The sequence below is a fragment of the Kitasatospora sp. MBT63 genome, from assembly GCF_000710465.2.
In the GTDB taxonomy this organism is placed as follows: domain Bacteria; phylum Actinomycetota; class Actinomycetes; order Streptomycetales; family Streptomycetaceae; genus Kitasatospora.
This window is the reverse complement of record NZ_JAIZ01000052.1, coordinates 48464-62989: the sequence shown is the minus strand read 5'-3', so window position 1 is coordinate 62989 and position 14526 is coordinate 48464. Positions and strand designations below refer to the sequence as shown.

Here is a 14526-nt window from a genome sequence, read left to right as displayed (position 1 = left end):
CTGCACCCCTCCCAATGTCGACACCACACGATCCGAGCTGCCTGCTGCCCGGTGCAGACCGGGCGCCGTGGTGCTGCCCGGGGCTCGATCACCACCTCGCCATATCCGGCAAAACCGGTCATAGCATCACAAGTCGTTCATAGGGCGGGCAAGCACCGGATATAGGCGTGTTGGTGGACGCTGCGGCGAACGGCGGTATGTGCTGCGGCCCCCCGCCCGGGACGGGGGCGGGGGGCCGCACGGGTCGTGCGTGTGCCACGGCGGCCCGCCGGGCCGCCGGACCGGTCAGACCTCGATGTCCGCGATCACCCAGGTGGCGAACTCGCGCCACTGGCCGGCCGCGGCCTGATGGGCCGGGTGGCCGAGGTACGCCTGCAGCGCGTCCCGGTCCTCGACCAGGCTGTTGATCGCGTAGTCGTGCGCGATGTCGCGGTCGGTGGTGTTCCAGCCGCACTCCCACTCGCGCAGCTCGGGGATCAGCGAGCCGAGCGCGTCGAAGGCCTCGGCGCCGGCGACCGCGCGCGGGTCGTCCTTCGAGACGCCGTCGTTGAGCTTGAACAGGACCAGGTGCCGGATCACGAAGCCGCTCCTACCAGTGCAGTGAGGGTGGACGAACCCCGCCACGGTAACCGTCGCTGCGCCCGCTCAGTTCACCAGCCCGGTCATGAAGGTCCCGACCGCCTTGGCCGCGTCCGAGATCCCGACGAACCCCGACTGGACCAGCTCGGCGGCGCGGGTGGGGGAGGTGATGATCGTGTAGATCACGAAGATCAGCAGGAGGTACATGCCGACTTTCTTCGCCTGAGCCATCGGACGGGCCTGCCTCCCTAGCGCCGGGCGCCACCCTGGTCCCCGGCGCCCACTCTCCTGGCGGCAGCTTATCCATCGGACGGGCTATCGAGTGAGTGGCGCGTTCACCCGTCGGGACGAAGGTCCCAGCGGGTGGGGGCTTTCTCCGGATGCCCGGGCCGGAGCCGGACGGCAGGATTGGTGATGTGACGAGGATCTGGCAGGAATCCCCGTCGCACGGAACCGGAGTTCCCCGCTGTGGGACCGGGCGCCGCGGGTTTCCCCCTGACGCGGCACCGGTTGTGGGACCTCCGCAGGGGGAGCGGTCCGTCCCCCCGGGACCGCTCCCCCCCTCCGAAGACCTTCACGGTCTCGCAGGCTCTGCACTCCCCGGGCCAAGGTGGTGGTCGGCCCGGACGCGAGTGCGGAGCCTTCCGCGTTCTCCCCGTCGTGTGCTCCCCGCGGGACCGGCCGCGGACGCGGGTACGACGGAGGGCCCGGACTGTGATCAGTCCGGGCCCTCCGTGCGAAGCGGTAGCGGTGGGATTCGAACCCACGGTGAAGTTGCCCCCACACACGCTTTCGAGGCGTGCTCCTTTGGCCGCTCGGACACGCTACCGAGGGAGACTCTACCGGACGCCCCCGGCGGGAACGAAATCCGTTCCGGACGGACGCCCGTGGGCGGGACCTCGCGGTGGCGCCGTCAGCGCTGGGTGTCGAAGAACGCGCGGAGCTGGTCGCCGCACTCCTCGGCCAGCACGCCCCAGATCACCTCGGGCCGGTGGTTGAGCCGGCGGTCGCGCATCACGTCGAAGAGCGAGCCGGCCGCGCCGGCCTTCTCGTCGAGGGCGCCGTAGACCACCCGGTCGATCCGGGACAGCACGATCGCGCCCGCGCACATCGTGCACGGTTCCAGGGTGACGACCAGGGTGCAGCCGCTGAGCCGCCACTCGCCCACGGCCGCCGCCGCCTGCCGGATCGCGACCACCTCGGCGTGGGCGGTGGGGTCCCCGACGGCCTCGCGCTCGTTGTGGCCGCGCCCGAGGACGCCGCCGTCCGGGCCCAGTACGAGCGCCCCGACCGGGACGTCACCGGTGGCCGGGGCCAGCGCGGCCTCGGCGATGGCGAGGCGCATCTGGTCCGTCCAGCGGTCGCGTACCGGGTCGGGGCGGGTCGGGGCCGGGAGCGGGGTGAGCCGGGGGAGCGGTGCGGGCTGCATGGAGCCAGTGTCGGGCACCGGCTCCGGGCGGCGGATCACCGGGCCGCCCGTTAGCGGACGGCCTCCAGGACCTCGCCGCAGCCGATCGCCTCGGCGATCTCGGCCAGCGCCTCGCCGGGCACCGCGCCCTCGCCGGCCAGGTCGGTCAGCTCGGCCGGACCGAGGCCGTACTCGGCCAGCAGCTCCGCGTCGCCGAGCGGGCCGACCGGGACGCCGCCCGGGCCGACGGCACTGGCGCTCTCGTCCTCGCCGTCCTGCTCGGTCTCGGCCGAGGCCTCGTCCTCGTCGTCGAGGTCGGCCACCAGGTCGTCGAGGTCGTCGAAGTCGTCACCGGTCTGCTCGACCAGCTCGTCGGTGAGGATCGCGCCGTAGGAGCTGCGGGCCGCCGCGGCGCCGTCGGAGACGAAGATCCGGGGATCCTCCTCGCCGTCCACCCGCAGGACGGCGAACCAGGCGTCCTCCTGCTCGATGAAGACCAGCACGGTGTCGTCGTCCTCGGCGGCCTCCCGGGCGAGGTCGACCAGGTCGGTCAGGGCTTCTACGTTGTCGAGTTCGGTCTCGCTCACATCCCACCCGGCACCGGTGCGAGCAAGCACTGCAGCGAAGTACGCCACCAGGGACACTCCCAAGATTGGTCTCGGCTGTCGGCGATCTCGGGCGAACGCGGTCTGGCCGCCCCCGCGCCAGAGGCGGTCCGCTGTTCGGACCGTCCCACCGCATCGTGACAGAAAGCCCGCCGCTGCGGGGGGTGTTCGGCAGCGCGTCTTTGCAGGTCGTGTCGGAATGGCCGGTCAGGGGCGGGCGGATCGGCCGGTGTGCCGTCAGATCCGGAAGGTCCGCATCCGCATCGCCTCGCGCAGCCGGCGCTCCTTGGTGCGGCGCGGCTGCACACGCGCCCGTAGTTCGCGTGCCTCCGTGAGCTCGCGGAGGAACACGGCCCGCCGTCTACGGCGGTCCGCGGGGGTCTCGGGCGCGGGCTGGGACTCGTCTGTCGAGCCGGGCCCGACGCGCGGGTTGCTCTTCATACGGTCCGACGTTCCCAGAAATGTCCGGTTGATACCACGGGAAAGGTCTCGGTTCGGTCAGGTCATCCGGTCGGTGGCGTGTCGCACCCGCCGCATCCGCCGCACGGTGCCCGCCTGCCGCGCCCGTTTCGCGGCGAGTCGTACCCATGTGCTGCCGACCGTTACGGTTGGCACATGCGTCTCCATGTCGTCGACCACCCGTTGGTGGCCCACAAGCTCTCTACCCTGCGCGACGAGCGCACCGACTCGCCGACCTTCCGCAGGCTGACGGACGAGCTGGTGACCCTGCTCGCGTACGAGGCCACCCGGGACGTCCGGACCGAGCAGGTGGAGATCACCACCCCGGTCGCCGTCACCGCCGGCACCCGGCTGAGCTACCCCCGTCCGCTGGTGGTGCCGATCCTGCGGGCCGGGCTCGGCATGCTGGACGGCATGACCCGGCTGCTGCCGACCGCCGAGGTCGGCTTCCTGGGCATGGTGCGCAACGAGGAGACCCTGGAGGCCTCCACCTACGCGACCCGGATGCCGGACGACCTCTCCGGCCGCCAGGTGTACGTGCTCGACCCGATGCTGGCCACCGGCGGCACCCTGGTCGCCGCGATCCGGATGCTGCTGGAGCGCGGGGCCACCGACGTGACCGCCGTGGTGCTGCTGGCCGCGCCCGAGGGCGTCGCGGTGATGGAGAAGGAGCTGGCCGGCACCCCGGTCACCGTGGTGACGGCGGCGCTGGACGAGCGGCTCAACGAGCACGGCTACATCGTCCCGGGCCTCGGCGACGCGGGCGACCGCCTCTACGGCACGGCGGGCTGACCGCCCGGACCACGACGGACACCAGGTGGGCGCCTCCCGGCCGGGAGGCGCCAACCTTGGCGTCGTACGGGGAGCGGGCGGCTCAGCAGCTGCCGGGACCGCTGGCGGACGGGGAGGGCTTGGTCGCGGCGGCCAGTGCGGCGGCCGCGGCGGTCGGGTCGAGCATCGCGGACCAGGCGTCGCCGATCACCAGGTCGACGGTGGCGTCGGCCCGGGTGTCGGCGGTGGTGGTGGCACCGGCGACCTGCGAGCCGACCAGGACGGCCGCGCCGAGCCCGCCCGGTCCGCTGATCACCTGGGCGGTGCCGGGCACCTTCTTGTCGAGGGCGGAGGGCGCGTTGCCGACCGCGCCGACGGTGAAGCCGCGCTTCTTCAGCTCGTCCGCCGTGCGGGCGGCCAGTCCGCTCTTGTCGGTGGCGTTGTACACGTTCACCGTGACGGCCTGCGGCTGCGGGATCGCGGTGCTGGTGGCACCGGGGGCCGGAGCCGCCGCGCCGCCGGGTGCCGCGGGTGCGCCGCTGCCGGCCGCCGGGGAACTGCCCGGTTCGGGCGCGGCCAGCGGCTTGCCGGAGGCGGCGGGCGAGGCGCAGGCCTGGGCCGTGGCCTGCCGGCCCATGCCGGTGAAGATGTCCACCAGCTGCACGCCGCCCAGGGCGATCAGGGCCAGGGCGAGCAGGGAGCCGATCAGCGCGAGGACGCGCCGGCTCTTGCGGGGCGGGCGTCCCAGGCGCGGGTACGAGTTACCGGTGATCCGGTACTGCTTCCCCTTCAAACCTTGGGGAGTCAACATGCTCACGGTCTGTCTCCCCCTCGTGCCGGGGCGGGGTTCGGTGACGGGGCGGCCGTCCGGTTGGGGTGCGGCGGGGTCGCCGACTGGTGCGCGGCCGTTGGCAGCAGACTAGTGCCCGACCGGTCGCATATGTACTAATTGATCATCATCTGGAGTACGGCGGCACTCGAAAGGATGTACCGGAGCCGGAACGGGCCGCCTCTGACGGGTGACCCTGGTTCCGGCAGGTTTAGGAACGGCGGGGGTGGTTCAGTCCATCTCCAGCACGCGGGCGTGCAGGACCTGACGCTGCTGCAGGGCGGCCCGGACGGCCCGGTGCAGGCCGTCCTCCAGGTACAGGTCGCCACGCCACTTCACCACGTGGGCGAAGAGGTCCCCGTAGAACGTCGAATCCTCGGCCAGGAGTGTTTCCAGGTCGAGCTGGCCCTTGGTGGTCACCAGCTGGTCCAGCCGCACCGGACGAGGTGCGACGTCCGCCCACTGACGGGTGCTGGTCCGGCCGTGATCCGGGTACGGCCGTCCGTTGCCGATGCGCTTGAAGATCACACGGAAAGCCTACCGTCCGGGGCGCCGCGGGCGCAGCAGGCGTGACCTGACCTGCGGGCCCAAGACTCCGGGGTTTTGATGGTGGATGTCGTAAATTCCCGTCTTGTGACACCTCATGGTGTCTCACGACACCTCGCCCGCGTTGGGAGCCAGCCCCATGACCGCCGACCGGCCTTCGCCCGACGCAGCCCCCGACGACGCCGCCGATGCCACCCCCGACGCCGGCCCCGGCGCGGCGGCCGCCCTCCCCGAGGCCGTCCGGGAGATCGCCGCCGGCTACGCCTTCACCGGCCCGGCGCTCGAACTCGGCGCCGTGCTCCTGGGCCCCGACGCCTACCCGCAGGCGCAGGTGCGGATCCCGCTCGGGGTGCTGAACCGCCATGGCCTGGTGGCCGGCGCGACCGGCACCGGCAAGACCAAGACCCTGCAGCTGATCGCCGAGCAGCTCTCGGCCCAGGGCGTGCCGGTCTTCCTGGCCGACGTCAAAGGGGACGTCTCCGGGATCTCGGCGCCCGGCACGCCGGGCGACCGGGTCACCGAGCGGGCCCGCGAGGTCGGCCAGAGCTGGACCCCGCAGGGCTGCCCCGCCGAGTTCTACGCCCTCGGCGGGCAGGGCGCCGGCATCCCGCTGCGCGCGACGGTGACCAGCTTCGGGCCGCTGCTGCTGGCCAAGGTGCTGGAGCTGAACGAGACCCAGGAGTCCTCGCTCGGCCTGGTCTTCCACTACGCGGACCGCCACGGGCTGGAGCTCTACGACCTCAAGGACCTGACGGCGGTGATCACCTTCCTCACCTCGCCCGAGGGCAAGGCGGAGCTGAAGGGGATCGGCGGCCTGTCGGCGGCGACCGCCGGGGTCATCCTGCGGGCCCTGACCGTGCTGGAGAACGAGGGCGCCGGGACCTTCTTCGGCGAGCCGGAGTTCGACACGGCGGAGCTGCTGCGCACCGCCGACGGGCGCGGCGTGGTGTCGGTGCTGGAGCTGCCGGCGGTGCAGGACCGGCCGCGGCTGTTCTCCACCTTCCTGATGTGGCTGCTCGCCGACCTGTACCAGGAGCTCCCCGAGGTCGGCGACCTGGACCGGCCGAAGCTGGTGTTCTTCTTCGACGAGGCGCACCTGCTGTTCAAGGGCGCCTCGAAGGCGTTCCTGGAGGCGATCACCCAGACGGTCCGGCTGATCCGGTCGAAGGGGGTGGGGATCTTCTTCGTGACCCAGACCCCCAAGGACGTGCCGGGCGACGTGCTGGCCCAGCTCGGCAACCGGGTGCAGCACGCGCTGCGGGCCTTCACCCCGGACGACGCCAAGGCGCTGAAGGCCACCGTCTCGACCTTCCCCCGCTCCGGTTACGACCTGGCCGAGGTGCTCACCCAGCTGGGCACCGGCGAGGCCGTGGTGACGGTGCTCTCCGAGAAGGGCGCGCCGACGCCGGTCGCGGCGACCCGGCTGCGGGCGCCGCAGTCGCTGATGGGGCCGGTGCCGCCGGAGCGGCTGGCGGCGGCGGTGGACGCCTCGCCGCTGGCGGCCCGTTACCGGGACGCGATCGACCGGGAGTCGGCGTACGAGCGGCTGGCGGCGCGCGCCCAGCAGGCCGCCGCGCCCGCCCCGGCGGAGCCCGGGCCCGAGGCGGCGCCGCAGCGCGAGAAGGAGGAGGGGCGCGAGAAGGGGGAGGGGCGCGCGGAGCGGCCGCCGCAGGAGCAGGGCGGGCTGCTCGGAAGTCTGCTGAGCAACCCGGCCGTGAAGTCCTTCGCCCGCTCGGCCGGCACCCAGCTCGGCCGCGAGATCAGCCGCAGCCTGTTCGGGACCTCGCGGCGCCGGCGGTAGCGGCGGCGCCGGCGGTGGCCGGCGGGCCGGTCAGCGCAGGGCCTCGCCGATCCGGTCCAGGGAGGACAGCCGCATCAGGCCGTAGTGGTAGAACTCGACCTCGGGGACGCCGAAAGCGCGCAGCATGTCGATCTTCGCCGCCAGGTTGGCGGGTCCGTCGCAGTCGGAGGCCATCGGCCGCAGGATGACGGCCATCTCCTCGGGGCGCACCCCGTGCAGGGCGAAGGCGGCGACCTTCTCCCGGACCTCCTCGGGGGTGCGCGCGTAGCCGAGCGTCTCGATCTGGTGCGTGGCCGCGGCGAGCGCCGGGAGGTCGATGCCGGAGAGCCAGCCCTTGCCGGGCCCGGCGCCGTCCATGAAGGTGAGCCGCATGCCGTGCTGCGCGGCGGCCTCGGCGACCTCGGCCGCGAGCGAGGTGACGGTGAGGGTGGCGGCGTCCAGGTAGGCGGCGACCGTGCCGTCGGCGAGGGCGTCGAGGGCGGCCGGTTCGGCTGCCCTGCGCTCGTCGGTGAGGCGGGCGCGGATCTCGTCCCCGACGGCCCGGCGGACCTTCTCGGCGGGGACGTCCGCGGCGGTCGCGGCGGCCCGGCAGTGGTCGCAGAAGCAGATGCCGAGCAGGGCCTCGGCGGCCGGGCCGAGGTCCTCGAAGTAGCGCTCGTGGTGGTAGCCGTGGCGCAGGCCGTGGAAGTGCAGCGACTCGGCGCGGATCGCGTCCACGCCGTACCGGGCGAGCTCGCCGACCAGGGTGGTGGCGTACTCGCGGACCTCCGGGTTGGCGGGGCACAGCTCGGTGCGGGCGCGGTCGCCGAAGGCGTTGGCGGGGGAGCAGTCCGGGTGCTGGAAGCCGAGCCGGTCGTTGTGGCAGAAGACCGTCCAGGCGTGCAGCTTCAGGCCGCGGCGGTGCGCCTGCTCGGCGGCCTCGGCGAAGGGGTCGCGTTCGCCGATCGCGGTGGAGGCGACGGGGGCGAGCCGCCGGCCGGCCCAGCGGGCCGGGTCGGGCCGGAAGTAGGCGGCGCCCGGTTCCAGGTACTGGACGACGCGGCGCGGGTTGTGCGGGAAGACGTCCCGGGCTTCGTGGTAGACGGAGGCCAGGGTCACCCCGCCGACGCCGGCCCGGTCGGTAAGGTTGCCGAAGAAGGCGTCGGGCCCCTCGTCCAGCAGATCGGTGGCGAAGGCGAGGACGGACGACTCCATGGGGCGGCTCCGGAGCAGGGCGGTACGCGGGATGCCCACGCTATCCGGGGCGTCCGTTATTGGTCTATACCTGATGGCAGGGGAGCGCCGATGTCACCCGTCTACCGGCAGTTCGACCAGGTCGAGCTGGACCGCGAGTACTCGCCCAGCAGCTGCGTGGCCGACCTCGGCGCCGAGCTGGCCGCGTACACCGAGGGCAGCGCCGCCGCCTACGCCGCGCTCCCCGGCCACCGGGAACTGCGGTACGGCACCCAGGCGCCCGAGGTGCTGGACTTCTTCCCCGCCGCCGGGCCCGCCGCCCCGCTGCACGTCTTCGTGCACGGCGGTTACTGGCAGGAGCTGGACAAGGCCGACTCGGTGTTCGCCGCGCCGGACTTCACCGCCCGGGGCACCGCGTTCGCCGCGATCGGCTACGGGCTGGCGCCGAAGTGGCCGCTGGACGCGATCGTGGCGCAGGTCCGGCGGGCGGTGCGCCGGCTGCTGACGGACGCCGAACAGCTCGGGGTGGACCCGCAGCGGGTGTACCTCAGCGGCAGCTCGGCCGGTGCGCACCTGGCCGCGATGGCGCTGCTCGACCCCGAGCCCGCCCCGGACGGCCGCCGGGTGGCGGGCGCGGTGCTGCTCAGCGGGGTCTACGACCTGGAGCCGATCTCGCTCAGCTACGTCAACGAGGCGCTCGGCCTGGACGCCGCAGCGGCCCGCCGCAACAGCCCGCTGCACCTCCCGCAGGCCGGGCTGCCGCCGCTGCTGATCGCGGTCGGCGAGCACGAGACCGCCGAATTCGGCCGCCAGCACGAGGAGTTCACCGCCTCGGTACGGGCCGCCGGGGTGCCGGTGCACGCCTTCACGGCGGCCGGGCGCAACCACTTCGACCTGCCGCTGGACCTCGGCCGCGCGGACAGCCGACTCGGCCGCGAGGTCCTGGAGCGGTTCGGGTCCTGAGCCGCCGCCGGATCCATAGACTGCCCCGGCAAGCAACCGACCCGACGCCCAGGAGAGGGACGCCCCATGACGGTCCGTCCGCCGCTTCCGTACGACTTCCTGCCGAAGGTGCCGTCCTTCGAGCTGACCAGCACCGACCTGGTGGACGGCGCCACCATGCCCGACGCCCATGTGCACGGCGGCGGGAACCTCTCGCCGCAGCTGAGCTGGTCCGGCTTCCCGGAGGGGACCCGGGGCTTCGCGGTCACCTGCTTCGACCCGGACGCGCCCACCGGCAGCGGCTGGTGGCACTGGCTGGCGGTCAACCTGCCCGCCGACACCACCGAACTCGCCCGCGGCGCCGGCTCCTCCGACGGCGACCTGCCGGGCGGCGCCTCGTTCCACGTCCGCAACGACTTCCCCGGCCACCAGTACGACGGCGCCGCGCCGCCGCCCGGACCGGCCCACCGCTACGTCTTCGCGGTGCACGCGCTGGACGTCCCCACCCTGGACCTGAAGCCGGACACGCCGGCCGCTGCCGTCGGCTTCAACCTGGCGTTCCACGCGGTCGGCCGGGCGCTGCTCACCGTCGAGTACCAGGCGGGCTGAGCCCCGGCGGGCGGGTCCCGGCCGCGGCCGGGACCCGCCCGCTCAGGCCAGCACCTGGGTCAGGAAGGCGTCCAGGTTGGCGACCGTGCGGGCGATCTGCTCGTCCAGGGTCAGCGACTCCTCGGGGCGGCTGACCAGCGCGGACTTCTTCTTCCCGCGGACGTACAGCGAGCAGGCCAGGTCGGCGCAGAGGTAGGTGCCGACCGTGTTGCCCTCGCGGCCGGCCGCGCCCGCGCGCCGGGCGGTGAGCAGGGCGACGCCGGAGCCGGCGTGCGTGCTGATGCACAGGTTGCAGATGTTGGTCCGGGTCAGCGAACGGCGGACCGAGGGCACCCGCAGGGTCAGCCCGACCGGGCCGCCGTCGCGTTCGGCCACCAGGTACCCGCGGTCGGGCGCGCCCGGGTCCCGCCAGCCGAGGAAGTCGAGGTCGGCCCACGGGACTTCGGCCAGCTGGCGGGGCAGGTTGAGGCGGCGGGCCTCGCCCTTGGAACAGTTGACGAAGGAGTCGCGGATCTCGGTCTCGGACAGTGCGTGCATGGTTCGCACGCTAGCCACCGTCCGGGGTGGCTGTCGCCCCGTTTTCCGGTCCGCGGTGGCGGCCGGGCGGCGGGCCGGTCAGGGTGGGCGCATGGAGCGGGTGCCGCTGGAGTCGTCCTGGATCAGCTCCGCCGGGTACGACGCGGCCGTGCGGGAGCTGGAGGTCGAGACCCTCGCCGGAGCGGTCTACCGCTACCTCGCGGTCCCGCCCGAGGAGTACGCCGCGCTGCTGGCCGCCGAGAGCCACGGCAGGTACCTCAACCTGCGGATCAAACCGCGCTACGGCTACCGCCGGGTCAGCCCTTGTCCGTGACCGCGGCGGCCTTGGCGGCCCGCTTCGCCTCCTGCTTGTAGGCCCGCACCTTGGTCAGCGACTCCGGGCCGGTGATGTCCGCGACCGAGCGGAAACTGCCCTCTTCGCCGTACGGCCCGGCGGCCTGCCGCCAGCCCTGCGGGCGGACCCCGAACTGCTTGCCCAGCAGGGCGAGGAAGATCTGCGACTTCTGCTTGCCGAACCCCGGCAGCGCGGTGAGCCTGGCCAGCAGCTCCCTGCCGTCCGGCGCGTCCCGCCAGACCGCCTCCGCGTCGCCGTCGTAGTGCTCCACCAGGTACGCGCACAGCTGCTGCACCCGCTTGGCCATCGACCCCGGGTAGCGGTGCACGGCCGGCTTCTCGGCGAACAGCGCCGCGAACTCCTCCGGGTCGGCGGCGGCGATCCGGTGCGCGTCCAGGTCGTCGGCGCCCAGCCGGTCGGCCAGCGTCCGGGGGCCGGTGAAGGCGTGCTCCATCGGGACCTGCTGGTCCAGCAGCATGCCGACCAGCGCGGCGAGCGGACTGCGGCCGAGCAGTTCGTCGGCCTCGGGCTGCTGGGCGAGTCGAAGTTTCACGGCCATGGCGGGACGGCTCCGATCAGGTCGGGACTCACATGCTTGCAGCTCGGCCCGCCGGGCCCGGCGCACAACACGCGCGCCCGCGCCCGGGGGCTCTCAGGACGGGCCGGACGTCATCAGCTCGCGGACGCAGCCGCGCAGCCAGGCGTGCGCCGGGTCGGCCTGGTGGCGCGGGTGCCAGGCCAGGCCGAACGGCATCACCGGCAGGTCGAGCGGGATCTCGAAGGTGACCAGGCCCAGCGCGTCGGCCAGGCCGCGGGCCCGGGCGGCCACCAGGCCCACCAGGTCGCTGCCGCGCACCGTGAACAGCGCGGCCGGGAAGGTGGGCGCGCTGCCCACCACCGTCCTGGCCAGGCCGAGCCCGGCCAGCGCGGTGTCGACCGGCCCGTGCAGGCGCCCGCGCCGCGAGACGCTCAGATGGTGCGCGGCGGCGAACCGCCCGGCGGTGACCGGTCCGCCGGACAGCAGCGGGTGGCCGGGGCGGACCACCGCCAGCATCCGGTCGTCGAAGACGTGCTCGACCCGGACCTCGGGCGAAGTGGTGTCGATCACCCCCGCCTCCAGGTCCGCCACCCCCTCCCGCAGGGCCGGGCCGTCCCGGTGGCTCTCGGCGAGGAACCGCAGCCGTACCCCGGGCGCCTCGGCCGCGGCCCGGGCGAACAGCGCGGGGCCGAAGGCGGCGGCGAACGCGTCGTGCGCCAGCACGGTGAAGGTGCGGGTGAGGGTCGCCAGGTCGACCTGACCGGCCGCCGTGAACAGCCCCTGGGCCCGCTCCACCACCGCCCGTACCTCGGCCCGGATGGCCAGCGCGTGCGGGGTCGGCACCAGTCCGCGGCCCGCGCGGACCAGCACCGGATCGCCCAGCGCCTTGCGGATCCGCCCCAGGGTGCGGCTCATCGCGGGCTCGGACAGGTGCATCCGGGCGGCCGCGCCGGACACACTGCCCTCCTCCAGCAGCAGGTCGAGCGCGACCAGCAGGTTGAGGTCCAGGCCGGAATGCGTCACGTGCATTCCTCTCTTGTGAAACTTGCACTGGATGACAGGACCGAGCCGCCCTACCGTGGCAGACATCCCGTCATCCACGCCAGCTCCAGGGGGAGCCTTGCCGACGCCTGCCCGCACACCCGAACCGGTCCTTACGCCCGGACCGGTCCCTACGCCCGGACCAGTCGGTACGCCCGGACCAAAAGAAGCGCCGGGACTGCGGCGGCCGGTCCTGCTCGCCGTCGGCGCCTGCGTCCTGGTCGCCCAGAGCATGGTCGCCGCCATCAACCTGATGGTCCCGCAGCTCGCCGCCGCCGGGCTCGGCCTGAGCTCCGACCAGCTGATCTGGGCGGTCGACGCCTACGTGATCGTCTTCGCCGGACTGCTCATCCCGGCCGGGGCGCTCGGCGACCGCCACGGGCGGCGCGGCGCGCTGCTGGCCGGCCTCGGACTGTTCGCGGCCGGTGCGGCCCTCAGCGCGCTCGCCGACGGGCCCGCCGTCCTGATCGCCGGCCGCGCGGTCTCCGGCGCCGGGGCGGCCCTCATCATGCCCGCCACCATGTCGATCCTGGTCCAGCTGGCCGGCCCCGCCCACCGGGCCCGGGCGCTCGCCTCCTGGACCCTCGCCCTCGGCCTCGGCGGCCTGGCGGGCAACCTGGGCGGCGGCCTGGTCGCCCAGTACCTGCCCTGGCAGGCGCTGTTCTGGGCGATGCTCCCGCTGGCCGCCCTGCTCGCGGCGGCCGTCGCCACCGCCGTCCCCGCCGTCCCCCGGCACCCGGCCACACCCGACGCCACCGGCTCCGCCCTGCTCACCGGCGGCCTGGCCGCCGTGCTGTACGGCATCATCGAGGGCCCCTCGCACGGCTGGGCCTCGGCCCAGGTGCTGACCGCCTTCGCGGCCGGCGCGCTGCTGCTGGCCGCCTTCACCGGGTACGCGCTGCGCGCCCGGCACCCGCTGGTCGACCCGCGGCTGTTCGGCAACCGGCGGCTGCGCTCGGCGGCCCTCGGCTCCGCCGCGAGCTTCTTCGGCCTGTTCGCGCTCTTCTACGTCAACTCCCAGTACCTGCAGTACGTCAAGGGCTACTCGGCGGCGCTCACCGGCCTGGCGATCGCGCCGCTCACCGTCGGCATGGCCCTGGCGCCCCGCGTCGCGGTCCGGATCCAGGCGCGGTACGGACCGCGGCCGCTGATCGGCGGCGGACTGCTGCTGATCGGGCTCGGACTGCTCGGCGTCTCCACCGCCGACGCCGGCACCCCGTACCCGCTCTACGCCGTCCACCTGCTGGTGCTCTCCGCGGGCATGGGGCTGTCCGCACCCGCCCTGGCGTACGGGGTGGTGTCCGAACTCCCGCCCGGCCGGGCCGGGTTGGGCGCCGGGCTGAACACCGCGGCGCGGGAGGCCGGCGCGGCACTCGGTGTCGCCGTGGTCGGCACGGTGCTGGCCGCCCGGGCCGGCGGGCCCGGCACGGCGGCCGACCGGTTCACCGCGGGGATGGGCCTCGGGCTGCGGCTGGTCGCCGTGCTGGTGCTGCTGGCGGCCGCCGTCGCGACGGCCGGCTACCGGGCCGACCGGACACCCTCGGCCGCCGCACCGCCCGCCGAAACCCCCGACCACCCGGTCGCGCTCTGAGCGGCCCCGGCCGGGAGCCCCCGCCGGTGTCAGGTCCTGGTGGACGGGCCCGGCCGGGGGCGGCCGACGGTGTGCACCGGGGTGTCCCGGAGGCCGGGCGGGTGCGGGACGGGCCGAACGCCGGGCGTCGGTTCGGCGCGTGAACTCCCGTCCGGCCCGCCGAAGGCGCACACTTGGCCTCATGACGGCTGCTGCCCACCCCGCCCGGCTGATCGTCCTACGGCACGCCAAGGCCGCCTGGCCGGACGTGCCGGACCACGAGCGCCCGCTCGCCGAGAAGGGCCGGATCGACGCCCCCGCGGCCGGCCGCTGGCTGCGGGACTGCGGCCGCGCGCCCGACCTGGTGATCTGCTCGCCCGCCCGGCGCACCCGGGAGACCTGGGAGCTGGCCGCCGCCGAACTGGATGCCGACCCCGAGGTGGTGTACGACCCCCGGGCGTACCGGGCCGACGCCGAGGACCTGCTCGACGTGGTGCGCAAGGTCCCGGAGGAGCGCCGTACCGTGCTGCTGGTCGGCCACCGGCCGGCCGTGCAGGACCTGGTGCTGCTGCTCGCGGTCGAGCGGACCGACGAACCCTCCACCCGGGTCCGGGAGAAGTACCCGACCGCGGCCGCCGCCGTCCTGGCCCTGCCCGGCACCTGGGCGCAGCTCGGGCCGGGTGGCGCGCTGCTGACCGAGTTCGTGGTGCCGCGCGGCACGGCCGGCTGAGCCTCCGCCGGGCCCGGTGACCTGCACCGGGCCCGGCGGCCGGCCGGCGGCCGG

Annotated in this window: 18 protein-coding genes and 1 tRNA gene; 7 read left to right on the top strand and 12 right to left on the bottom strand. The window is 74.3% G+C overall.

The features are described from left to right. Nucleotides 1–285: 285 nt before the first annotated feature. From AA75_RS03690 to AA75_RS03670, 6 genes are all read right to left on the bottom strand, one after another. Nucleotides 286–579: a Dabb family protein gene (locus tag AA75_RS03690; protein ID WP_033818245.1), complete on the bottom strand. Its 294-nt coding sequence runs from the start codon at nucleotides 577–579 to the stop codon at nucleotides 286–288. Between the two features lie 66 nt (nucleotides 580–645). Next, nucleotides 646–810 (bottom strand): hypothetical protein, encoded by a 165-nt coding sequence (locus AA75_RS50765; RefSeq protein WP_206743430.1) that lies wholly within the window; start codon nucleotides 808–810, stop codon nucleotides 646–648. A gap of 511 nt (nucleotides 811–1321) precedes the next feature. Next, nucleotides 1322–1408, bottom strand: a tRNA-Ser gene (locus AA75_RS03685). An 84-nt stretch (nucleotides 1409–1492) separates the two neighbouring features. Continuing rightward, the gene (tadA, locus tag AA75_RS03680; protein ID WP_051811760.1) at nucleotides 1493–2008 is read right to left on the bottom strand and encodes a tRNA adenosine(34) deaminase TadA; all 516 of its coding nucleotides are present in this window, start codon (nucleotides 2006–2008) and stop codon (nucleotides 1493–1495) included. Between the two features lie 50 nt (nucleotides 2009–2058). Then, entirely contained in the window at nucleotides 2059–2622 is a 564-nt protein-coding gene (locus AA75_RS03675) for a hypothetical protein (protein ID WP_033818244.1), read from the bottom strand. Between the two features lie 207 nt (nucleotides 2623–2829). Beyond that, nucleotides 2830–3033, bottom strand: a complete 204-nt coding sequence (locus tag AA75_RS03670) for a hypothetical protein (RefSeq protein WP_033818243.1) — start codon at nucleotides 3031–3033, stop codon at nucleotides 2830–2832. A 174-nt stretch (nucleotides 3034–3207) separates the two neighbouring features. Here AA75_RS03670 and upp point away from each other — a divergent pair, with 174 nt between their 5' ends. Then, nucleotides 3208–3843: a uracil phosphoribosyltransferase gene (gene upp / locus AA75_RS03665; RefSeq protein ID WP_033818242.1), complete on the top strand. Its 636-nt coding sequence runs from the start codon at nucleotides 3208–3210 to the stop codon at nucleotides 3841–3843. 82 nt (nucleotides 3844–3925) lie between these two features. Here the strand turns inward: upp and AA75_RS03660 are convergent, their stop codons facing one another. Next, nucleotides 3926–4615: a LytR C-terminal domain-containing protein gene (locus tag AA75_RS03660; RefSeq protein WP_051811748.1), complete on the bottom strand. Its 690-nt coding sequence runs from the start codon at nucleotides 4613–4615 to the stop codon at nucleotides 3926–3928. Between the two features lie 267 nt (nucleotides 4616–4882). Further along, complete coding sequence (locus AA75_RS03655) at nucleotides 4883–5179, bottom strand: type II toxin-antitoxin system VapB family antitoxin (protein ID WP_014136828.1); 297 nt, start codon at nucleotides 5177–5179, stop codon at nucleotides 4883–4885. 157 nt (nucleotides 5180–5336) lie between these two features. On the opposite strand from AA75_RS03655, the gene AA75_RS03650 reads away from it, so the two are divergent. Next, a complete protein-coding gene (locus AA75_RS03650; RefSeq protein ID WP_033818240.1) occupies nucleotides 5337–6998 on the top strand; it encodes a helicase HerA-like domain-containing protein in 1662 nt (553 codons plus the stop codon). 30 nt (nucleotides 6999–7028) lie between these two features. On the opposite strand, the gene AA75_RS03645 is transcribed toward AA75_RS03650, so the two are convergent. Then, entirely contained in the window at nucleotides 7029–8192 is a 1164-nt protein-coding gene (locus AA75_RS03645; protein WP_033818239.1) for a hypothetical protein, read from the bottom strand. Between the two features lie 90 nt (nucleotides 8193–8282). Between AA75_RS03645 and AA75_RS03640 the strand changes: the two genes are divergently transcribed. Together AA75_RS03640 and AA75_RS03635 are read left to right on the top strand one after the other, a co-directional pair. Continuing rightward, nucleotides 8283–9134 (top strand): alpha/beta hydrolase, encoded by an 852-nt coding sequence (locus tag AA75_RS03640; RefSeq protein ID WP_033818238.1) that lies wholly within the window; start codon nucleotides 8283–8285, stop codon nucleotides 9132–9134. Nucleotides 9135–9200: 66 nt separating this feature from the next. Then, complete coding sequence (locus AA75_RS03635) at nucleotides 9201–9722, top strand: YbhB/YbcL family Raf kinase inhibitor-like protein (protein ID WP_033818237.1); 522 nt, start codon at nucleotides 9201–9203, stop codon at nucleotides 9720–9722. A gap of 42 nt (nucleotides 9723–9764) precedes the next feature. On the opposite strand, the gene AA75_RS03630 is transcribed toward AA75_RS03635, so the two are convergent. Continuing rightward, nucleotides 9765–10259, bottom strand: a complete 495-nt coding sequence (locus tag AA75_RS03630; RefSeq protein ID WP_033818236.1) for an FBP domain-containing protein — start codon at nucleotides 10257–10259, stop codon at nucleotides 9765–9767. Between the two features lie 91 nt (nucleotides 10260–10350). On the opposite strand from AA75_RS03630, the gene AA75_RS03625 reads away from it, so the two are divergent. Continuing rightward, a complete protein-coding gene (locus tag AA75_RS03625) occupies nucleotides 10351–10572 on the top strand; it encodes a KTSC domain-containing protein (RefSeq protein ID WP_033818235.1) in 222 nt (73 codons plus the stop codon). On the opposite strand, the gene AA75_RS03620 is transcribed toward AA75_RS03625, so the two are convergent. Further along, nucleotides 10556–11152 (bottom strand): HhH-GPD-type base excision DNA repair protein, encoded by a 597-nt coding sequence (locus AA75_RS03620; protein WP_033818234.1) that lies wholly within the window; start codon nucleotides 11150–11152, stop codon nucleotides 10556–10558. The two genes, AA75_RS03625 and AA75_RS03620, sit on opposite strands and share 17 nt — an antisense overlap. Nucleotides 11153–11245: 93 nt before the next feature. Beyond that, nucleotides 11246–12160: a LysR family transcriptional regulator gene (locus AA75_RS03615; protein ID WP_033818233.1), complete on the bottom strand. Its 915-nt coding sequence runs from the start codon at nucleotides 12158–12160 to the stop codon at nucleotides 11246–11248. A 244-nt stretch (nucleotides 12161–12404) separates the two neighbouring features. Here AA75_RS03615 and AA75_RS03610 point away from each other — a divergent pair, with 244 nt between their 5' ends. Further along, nucleotides 12405–13763, top strand: a complete 1359-nt coding sequence (locus AA75_RS03610; protein WP_359892841.1) for an MFS transporter — start codon at nucleotides 12405–12407, stop codon at nucleotides 13761–13763. A gap of 181 nt (nucleotides 13764–13944) precedes the next feature. After that, nucleotides 13945–14472, top strand: a complete 528-nt coding sequence (locus AA75_RS03605) for a histidine phosphatase family protein (protein WP_199520253.1) — start codon at nucleotides 13945–13947, stop codon at nucleotides 14470–14472. Nucleotides 14473–14526: the final 54 nt, after the last annotated feature.

Bases quoted from the DNA above. Each gene is read 5' to 3' on its own strand.
- AA75_RS03605 (WP_199520253.1), top strand. From the start codon at position 13,945: ATGACGGCTGCTGCCCACCCCGCCCGGCTGATCGTCCTACGGCACGCC.
- AA75_RS03630 (WP_033818236.1), bottom strand. From the start codon at position 10,259: ATGCACGCACTGTCCGAGACCGAGATCCGCGACTCCTTCGTCAACTGT.
- AA75_RS03650 (WP_033818240.1), top strand. From the start codon at position 5,337: ATGACCGCCGACCGGCCTTCGCCCGACGCAGCCCCCGACGACGCCGCC.
- AA75_RS03615 (WP_033818233.1), bottom strand. From the start codon at position 12,160: ATGCACGTGACGCATTCCGGCCTGGACCTCAACCTGCTGGTCGCGCTC.
- AA75_RS03635 (WP_033818237.1), top strand. From the start codon at position 9,201: ATGACGGTCCGTCCGCCGCTTCCGTACGACTTCCTGCCGAAGGTGCCG.
- AA75_RS03670 (WP_033818243.1), bottom strand. From the start codon at position 3,033: ATGAAGAGCAACCCGCGCGTCGGGCCCGGCTCGACAGACGAGTCCCAG.
- AA75_RS03620 (WP_033818234.1), bottom strand. From the start codon at position 11,152: ATGGCCGTGAAACTTCGACTCGCCCAGCAGCCCGAGGCCGACGAACTG.
- AA75_RS03625 (WP_033818235.1), top strand. From the start codon at position 10,351: ATGGAGCGGGTGCCGCTGGAGTCGTCCTGGATCAGCTCCGCCGGGTAC.
- AA75_RS03610 (WP_359892841.1), top strand. From the start codon at position 12,405: ATGGTCGCCGCCATCAACCTGATGGTCCCGCAGCTCGCCGCCGCCGGG.
- AA75_RS03645 (WP_033818239.1), bottom strand. From the start codon at position 8,192: ATGGAGTCGTCCGTCCTCGCCTTCGCCACCGATCTGCTGGACGAGGGG.
- AA75_RS03640 (WP_033818238.1), top strand. From the start codon at position 8,283: ATGTCACCCGTCTACCGGCAGTTCGACCAGGTCGAGCTGGACCGCGAG.
- upp (WP_033818242.1), top strand. From the start codon at position 3,208: ATGCGTCTCCATGTCGTCGACCACCCGTTGGTGGCCCACAAGCTCTCT.
- AA75_RS50765 (WP_206743430.1), bottom strand. From the start codon at position 810: ATGGCTCAGGCGAAGAAAGTCGGCATGTACCTCCTGCTGATCTTCGTG.
- tadA (WP_051811760.1), bottom strand. From the start codon at position 2,008: ATGCAGCCCGCACCGCTCCCCCGGCTCACCCCGCTCCCGGCCCCGACC.